Source organism: Mycolicibacillus koreensis (assembly GCF_002104795.1).
Taxonomy (GTDB): domain Bacteria; phylum Actinomycetota; class Actinomycetes; order Mycobacteriales; family Mycobacteriaceae; genus Mycobacterium; species Mycobacterium koreense.
The window spans coordinates 35,245-42,434 of the sequence record NZ_NCXO01000039.1; the positions used below are offsets into that span (position 1 = coordinate 35,245).

A 7,190-nucleotide genomic window follows, 5' to 3' on the forward strand; every position below is an offset into this window, starting at 1 on the left:
GCTATCGGTCCAACAGGTGGGATCACTGGTCATCGTCGGCGGCGTGCAGTTTCCGTTTGGCGAGACGTTCCAACACCGCCTTCTTCGTTGACGGATCCACAGCGGGCTCGGGTTTCGTGGTTTCGCCGACGACGCCGGCAGTGCCGTGGTTCGGTACGTCGTCGAGCGGTTCACCCGGGTATTGAGGTACGGCCGAAGACTTTGCCTCGCTGCCCATTCCGCGGCTCATCGGCATCATCCCCATCCCGGACCCGCCGCCGCTGCTTGCGCTCGGCATGGCCGCTGCGGGCTTGCCCTGGGTGGGCGTCGGCGACGCCGATGGGGCCGGTGGTGCCGAGGAGGTGTGGGGTCCACCGGGGATGCCGCCGCCGGGAGTGACCCCCTTGCCGCCGCCGTGTGCGCCGCTGAGATGAGTGTTGGCCAGCGGATTCGCTTTGATCGGTGAGACCGGATGATGTTGGCCGAGTTTGCCGGCCTGCTGGAAGAGCTGACCGGCCTGCTGGCCGAATTGACCGACCTGCTGGCCGAGTTGTTCGCCGAGCTTTCCGATCGATTGCAACGGGTTGGCCTGACCCAGCGACCCCAGTGAACCCAACAGCGGTGAGAGCAGTTCCTCGATCCCCGTCGGCGCCTCATCCAGCGCCTCCAGCGGTGTGTCTTCGGCGGCGCCGAGTTCGCGGGCCGCCGCATCGTCGATGCCCTCGCCGAGATCGGGTGGTTCGGCATCGCCCTCATCGGGGCCCTCGTCGTCGCCGCCGCCGTCGGCCGGTTCGTCGCCACCGGCGCCGTCGGGGGCCAGTCCGGGGCCCGGCAGATCCCCGGGGTGGGTCCCCACCGTGTATCCGGTTTCCTGGTAGCCGCTGACCGCATCCGTGCTCTCGTTCTGCCAGGAGGTCAAGGTGGCATCGAGGGAGTCGGCTTTGGGTTGCGCGGCGCCCAGCGTTGCCGCGCTTTCCGCGAGGGCTTCCCGGTAGGCCAACTTGAGGCCCCGCCAGCCCGGCGAGGGGCCGACCGCGGCGTAGGTGGCGCTGAACGCGCCCGCAGCAGCGGTGAAAGAGGCGGACAGGTCCGCTGCATGCCCGGCAACCGCGGTGCTCCAGGTCAACGCCCTGGTCAACCGTGCCATCAACGGGGGGTGAACCGCGGATTCCCCCGAGGAGATCAGCAGTGCTTGCGCGGCCGCCAGTTCGCTGCTGGCGGCGCCTGCCTGGGTGGCCAGGGCGGTCAACCGCGCCGCCATCGCCAGAGCGGGACCGGGCCCGGCACCGGATTCCAGCGCCCGTGCCAGCTCCTCGCCGTCGGTTCCGCTGATATCGGGAATCGGCTGGGTGGCCGGGGCGCGGTCCGGGGCGCGCACAGGGCCGGGGGACACCGCCGAAGCGGGGGCGGTCGCGGCGGGGCCGGTTCCGGTGTAGGCCGCGGCGGCCACGGCGTCTTCGTGGCGGTAGGCGCGGGCGTTGTCGGTGACGATGTCGGCCGCTGCCGACGCCTGGTCGTGGCCGGCGTGGAAGTGGCTCACCAGCCAGCGCAGCCGTGCATTCAGGTTGGCCATGATCGCCTCGGACACGGCATCACCGCCGCACGGGCTCACGTCTTCATCGAGGCCGGTGGCAAGGAGGCGCCCGACCGTCGCGATCAGCTCGGCGACCGCGTCGAGGCCTTCGGGTTCCACGTCCAGGCCGGAGGTTGCCAACGCCATGTGGACCCCTTCCTCACGCGGACCTCGGACACGACGTCGGCCCAGCCTCATTGCCCCGGCGCCGTTACCGCCTCAGTTTGACACGGGCCCCCGGGGCCGTTGCACGGGAAATTTCATACCGACTGATCGGCGTCATCCGCGATGAGCGGATCGTAACGCTGCGCGAAGGCAGCCTGCGCGCAGGTGACGAAAATTTCCCGCAACTCCTCAACCGACAACGCCCCTTGCCGACCAGGGGCGAGGTGGACATCAAGGACCTCACCGGTCGTTCGGACCGACACCGCCATCACCTCTGGATCGGTGGCGGCGGTGGTGATGACCTCGCCGTCGATGTCGACCTGGCTGACCATGATTTCGTGCACTAGGGGGAGCGCCTCGCAGTTGGATTGCGACCGGCTAGGTCGACGCGGCGGATTCGGTCGCGGCGCTGTCGTCGTGGAGACCGGGCTCACGACGGTCCGAATCAGAGCTTCGCGACGCCGATACCACGCGTGTGGGGCTGCGTTTGGTCGGTCCGGCGCCGCCCGGGGCGGCAGGGGAGCTCCGGGCCGGCGACTCGTTGTGGCGCTGGTCGCGGTCACCGTCGTGCGCCGCGGCCGGCGCTGCGACGGTGGTCGGCTTGGCAGCGGGCGGTTGGGCGGTGGCCGAGGCCAAAGTCGTCGATGCACTGCCGGCAGCTCCGGCGGGCGGGGCTGCGGCCGGGCCCGCGATCAGAGTGTCGTCGCCGTCGGCTCCGGCGTCGTCGGCGACATCGGAGGCAGTCTCAAACGGCGACAATGCGTCGGGGTCGAGCGACGAGCCCAGCATCGAATTCAGCGGCAGCCCACCCAAAGCGGAGCTGAGCGGGTTACCGGCCCCCTCACTGCTGCCTCCGCCGCCGGTGAGCGAACCGAGCAACGAGGAGAGCAGCTGACCGATCTGCCCGAGCCCGCCCCCGCTGCCGCCGGTGCCGCCACTGCCGGAGGACGCGGCCTGCTGCCCGGCTTGTTGTTGGGCTGCCGCCGAGCGGGTCATGACCTGCGCCGCCTCGTTCTGGTACTTCTCGATGATCGACAGGATGGCCGCTTGTCCGGCAGGCGAATCCGGGTCGGGCACGGCAGCGATCTCGGCGGCTTCGCGCCGGGAGATCGCGGCAACCCGGTCAGCACCGGCGACGTTGATTCGGGCGCTGGCGTCGGTGGCATCTGCGGCGCGCTCGGCAGCCCACGCGGTGTTGTTGAGCGGCACGGTGTCTGAGGCCGTCGCCCGCAGGTAGGGCGGGACGACCCGGGTGGAGAAGTTCAACGCCGTGACCAAGCGACGGATGCCCTCGACATCGCCCTTGTCGAGACGGGCAAGTTCAGCGAGGAAACGGAACCCGCCACCGTCCAGGGGGTTGGTGCCGAACTGGCTGAAGTAGCGGCGATAGAGCTCTTGCGATGCCTGTTCTATGCCTGAAGTCATCGTCGTCCTCTAGTCGATGCCGACCGCCGATGGCGGCGGGTTTGATGCTGGCCACAGCATAAGCGCCCCACTCGAGGCCGACCAGCGCTTTTCAACCAGTGTGGCTGCGGTGGTGCCGCACGATCCACCAGAATTGAGCCGCCAAATATCTTCCGCATCGGAGTTTGCGCACGTTAGGCTGCGCTCACCACGGTGAGGGGTGCGCGTATGGGTTTGAATGTCGAGCCAACGGATCTGACGGCGGTGGCCGACCGGTATGCCGAGTTGAGCCAGCGGATGGAACGGTTGGGCCCGGAGTTTCTCGATCAGGTGCGGGCGGTGCAGGCCACCCACGGGACGATGGGATTCCCGGTGGTTGCCGGCACGTTGGCGGCCGCACTCGACTTTCAGGAGCCGTTGGAGGAAATGACGCAGCGGTTCTCCACCTACGCCCAGCGGTTCGATGAGGCGGCAGGGGAGTACCGGGCCGAAGACCGGGCTGCGGCGCTGAGTTGGCGGGAAGGGCCGTTCCTGTTCGGTGAGGACGGCCCCGGCGACGACGAGGACTCGCTCGATGACGATGATGGCGATGGTGCCGCCGACGATGACGTCGACCGGCGAGCCCAAGCCGAGCACGACGTGCACCAAGTGCTGGCCGGGGAGGCCAGCGACGAGGAGCTCGCGCGGGTACGGCAAGCGTTGACGCTTGATGATCAGCAACAGGCGGATCTGGACGCCGGTCGTCAGGTGCGGTTGACGCCGGCCCAAATGTCGTATCTGAGCCAGATGCAAGCCCAGCAGCACGGCATGAAGCTCCGCGATCTGCGCGACGTCGAACAGGGGCTGGGCGACGACAAGAACCTCATCGCCGATTCCTGGCAGTTGATGAGCAACCCGCAGGTCAGCTTCGATAAGACCGAGCTGACGGTGGGGGCGCTGGATAATCCCGAGGAAATCGTCAAAGGCGGGTTCGCACAGCTTCCCGAGAGCGTCCAACACGGGGATCTGCGTCTGACCGCCGCTATGGTCGAGGACGGAAGTGCGGCGTTGCAGCACAACACCGAACTCGATCGCCACCTGTTGGTCCGCGCGGATACTGCCACGGACGATGCACGATTCGAGGACGCGTCGCGCCATGCTATGGCGAACAAGTCCGGCGAGCGTTGGCACGAATCCCTTCACCGGTCATGTTATCTGCGAGAGACCGCAGAGCAGGTTTTTTCCGCGGTCACCCCCGACCACTATGCAATCCACGATGCGGTGACCGGCGAGATCGACGGCTTGCCCGATGACAAGTTCCTGTGGGACATCACCCACACAGTCTGGCCCGATCACGGCGATGCCGCCGGTGCACTGTTCAGTTGGACGCATGACGCCGCTACCGGTGCGGAAGCTCAGATCGCCGGGAAGACCGCGCACGATCTCAGCGCTTACCTGGGAGCGCATGGGAAGGAACTAAACCATCTGCCGATCGTCGGTTTCGGGCTGCACTCGCTTGGCGAGCTCAACCCCGAACTTGTGAGGGACATGGCGCACGGGCTGGTTCCGTATGTCAACAACATCAGCGGCGTCTCGGGCGGCCCGCCTGAATTCGGAGAACACCTCGACGACGGGACCCCTATAGAATCGGGAGTATCGCCTGTGGCTAAAGGGGTATTTTCGGTGCTCAACACCGACGAGTCGGCGGCGGAAGAGTTCAACGGAGCGGCGTACGCTCGGGCGATCCTCGAAGAGCGAGAATTTGCACTGCACCCCCACTCTGATTCGAAACCGGCCGAACTGTTCGATAGTGCAACCCTGCGTGGATTGGTAGATGTTGGCGTGCATAACGCGGTGGAAGCGAACACCGAGAACGGCTACTGGAACGATGTCAGCGAGTACGAGACCAAGAAAGCGGCGTATCAAGCCGGAGTCTCTATCCTTGGCGCTACCCCGTATATAGGGCCCGGTTTAGCAGCGCTGGGCGCAGTCCTTGAAAATGATATTGTAGGGCCTTCTCCGGAATTGGCTGCGGAACATAATATGGATACCTTCGCATCGAGTCGGGCTGATGCAGCAATGCTGAATACGCTCCGCATGTTAGGTTATGAAACCGAGATATCCGAGAAATATTTGGTGCCGGATACCAGATTCCCCTGGGAATTCTTACGCCCGAATCTTCCGGAACGCATGCTCACCGTGGATGAAGTGGTAGCAAGTAACGGCGAGGTCGGAGCGTATCAAGAGGAAATCGCCCGTGCTTTGAAGGAATCGTTGGGATTTGACTTTCAGAGCGATTTTATGAAAGAGGTGTACGACAATATTGTCAATGATCCCCGGCCAAGCCCTTAGGGAAAATAAAGCAACGTGCGAGCGTTAAAGCTGCTGGAAGCCCGCTATTCAGTGGACGTCTGTAGCGCATCAAGGGGTAATTCAGAATCGGTCTGTGCAAGTCGCCCGTCGATTTCGAGACCGGGGATAAGGGATTTAGCGCGTCTGGTAACCGTCGTGTCGGTGCTCATCGTGTTGATGAGCGGGTGTGCTCCGGTGCGCTGCACTGAGCCCAGCGGGCTTGCCGGGTGGCCGGGGGAGTTGGCTGATTTGACGATGAGGTGGAGTGCTGAGCCGGGCATCAGCGTAACTGGGCGTGCTGCGGTGGTGGCTCGCGCGTACGTGGAGTCTTATGTCCTGGCTAGCGCAATGCGCGATGATCGGTATCTGTATCCAGGGTTTGATCATGCGGTGGACCACAACACCGGTAACGGCGGAATCTCCGCCACGGAGGCGCTATGGCCTGACACCGAACAAGTCAAGTACGGGCCGATCGTTGGCACCTACCACAACCGCATCCTGACGGTCGATAAATCCGGCAGCGACCTCACCATGGTGGTCTGCACCTACCTTTACGCCACAGCAATGCCGGGCCACAGTAGTTTTGTGACAAATTGGCGTGCCATCTCCGATTCAGATGCCCACGCCGGCATCTACCCACTGAAAATCACCATGACCGTCCCGGAACGCTCCCAGCTGTCGCTACCGCCGCAGGAGGGGTGGGCGCGGACCCCCTCGGAGGATGTTTTCGGAGATTGGCGAGTGACCGGTTTCCTCTGGGACTACATGGGGGCGGGCTGGTTCCCGCGCGAGTGGCCCGACTACGACCAAACGCTCGACACCTGCGCGGAACGCGCCCCCGATCCCCTGGAGCGTCGCCGAGAGATCGACAATCTCACCGACCCAAAGCGCTCCGACTTCCCGACGCTGCCGGCGTATCCCGGCTGGCCGGAGGTAAGACCATGATCGGGCGGGTCGATTGTCTCGCAGCGCGGTGCTCGAAGTCTTTCGCCATCCGCTTCCGGGCGGATGTTGGCGGTAGCCGGTTGCTCCCTAGAGGATGCACAAAGTTTTTTGCCTGTCTGACGGTCATGCTGTCGACGGTCGTTTCGTTGGTGAGCGGGTGTGCTCCGGTGCGCTGCACTGAGCCCAGTGGGCTTGCGGGGTGGCCGGGGGAGTTGGCTGATTTGACGATGAGGTGGAGTGCTGAGCCGGGCATCAGCGTAACTGGGCGTGCTGCGGTGGTGGCTCGCGCGTACGTGGAGTCTTACGTTCTGGCTAGCGCAATGCGCGATGATCGGTATCTGTATCCAGGGTTTGATCATGCGGTGGACCACAACACCGGTAACGGCGGAATCTCCGCCACGGAGGCGCTATGGCCTGACACCGAACAGGTCAAGTACGGGCCGATCGTTGGCACCTATCACAACCGCATCCTGACGGTCGATAAATCCGGCAGCGACCTCACCATGGTGGTCTGCACCTACCTTTACGCCACAGCAACGCTGGCTCACAGTGGTTGGGTGACGAATTGGCGTGCCATCTCCGATTCAGATGCCCACGCCGGCATCTACCCACTGAAAATCAGCATGACCGTCCCGGAGCGGTCCCAGTTGTCGCTGCCGCCGCAGGAGGGGTGGGCGCGGACCCCTTCGGAGGATGTTTTCGGAGATTGGCGAGTCACGGGCTTCTTTTGGAGCTTTATGGGGGCGGGCTGGTTCCCGCGCGAGTGGCCCGACTACGACCAAACGCTCGACAC

Annotated in this window: 5 protein-coding genes and 1 pseudogene; 3 read left to right on the forward strand and 3 right to left on the reverse strand. The window is 64.8% G+C overall.

The window, feature by feature from the left end; genetic code table 11:
• Positions 1–22: 22 nt before the first annotated feature.
• The 3 genes from B8W67_RS15560 to B8W67_RS15570 form a co-directional block, all read right to left on the reverse strand.
• Positions 23–1,699 carry a PPE domain-containing protein gene (locus tag B8W67_RS15560; protein WP_069391725.1) on the reverse strand — a complete coding sequence of 559 codons (1,677 nt, stop codon included), beginning with the start codon at positions 1,697–1,699 and terminating at the stop codon, positions 23–25.
• 113 nt (positions 1,700–1,812) lie between these two features.
• On the reverse strand, positions 1,813–2,061 hold the full coding sequence (locus B8W67_RS15565) for a hypothetical protein (protein ID WP_069391726.1): 249 nt from the start codon (positions 2,059–2,061) through the stop codon (positions 1,813–1,815).
• Positions 2,062–2,095: 34 nt separating this feature from the next.
• Positions 2,096–3,142 carry a hypothetical protein gene (locus B8W67_RS15570; protein ID WP_069391727.1) on the reverse strand — a complete coding sequence of 349 codons (1,047 nt, stop codon included), beginning with the start codon at positions 3,140–3,142 and terminating at the stop codon, positions 2,096–2,098.
• A gap of 207 nt (positions 3,143–3,349) precedes the next feature.
• Between B8W67_RS15570 and B8W67_RS15575 the strand changes: the two genes are divergently transcribed.
• The 3 genes and pseudogenes from B8W67_RS15575 to B8W67_RS20600 form a co-directional block, all read left to right on the forward strand.
• On the forward strand, positions 3,350–5,452 hold the full coding sequence (locus tag B8W67_RS15575) for a TPR repeat domain-containing protein (RefSeq protein ID WP_069391728.1): 2,103 nt from the start codon (positions 3,350–3,352) through the stop codon (positions 5,450–5,452).
• A gap of 390 nt (positions 5,453–5,842) precedes the next feature.
• Positions 5,843–6,397 (forward strand): hypothetical protein, encoded by a 555-nt coding sequence (locus tag B8W67_RS15580; RefSeq protein WP_131814657.1) that lies wholly within the window; start codon positions 5,843–5,845, stop codon positions 6,395–6,397.
• Positions 6,398–6,759: 362 nt separating this feature from the next.
• Positions 6,760–7,190, forward strand: a pseudogene (locus B8W67_RS20600) (hypothetical protein); the annotation flags it as partial.

What these genes read in the sequence shown, in the direction of transcription:
- B8W67_RS15570 (WP_069391727.1), bottom strand. Translation starts at nt 3,142, where the DNA reads ATGACTTCAGGCATAGAACAGGCATCGCAAGAGCTCTATCGCCGCTAC.
- B8W67_RS15560 (WP_069391725.1), bottom strand. Translation starts at nt 1,699, where the DNA reads ATGGCGTTGGCAACCTCCGGCCTGGACGTGGAACCCGAAGGCCTCGAC.
- B8W67_RS15575 (WP_069391728.1), top strand. Translation starts at nt 3,350, where the DNA reads ATGGGTTTGAATGTCGAGCCAACGGATCTGACGGCGGTGGCCGACCGG.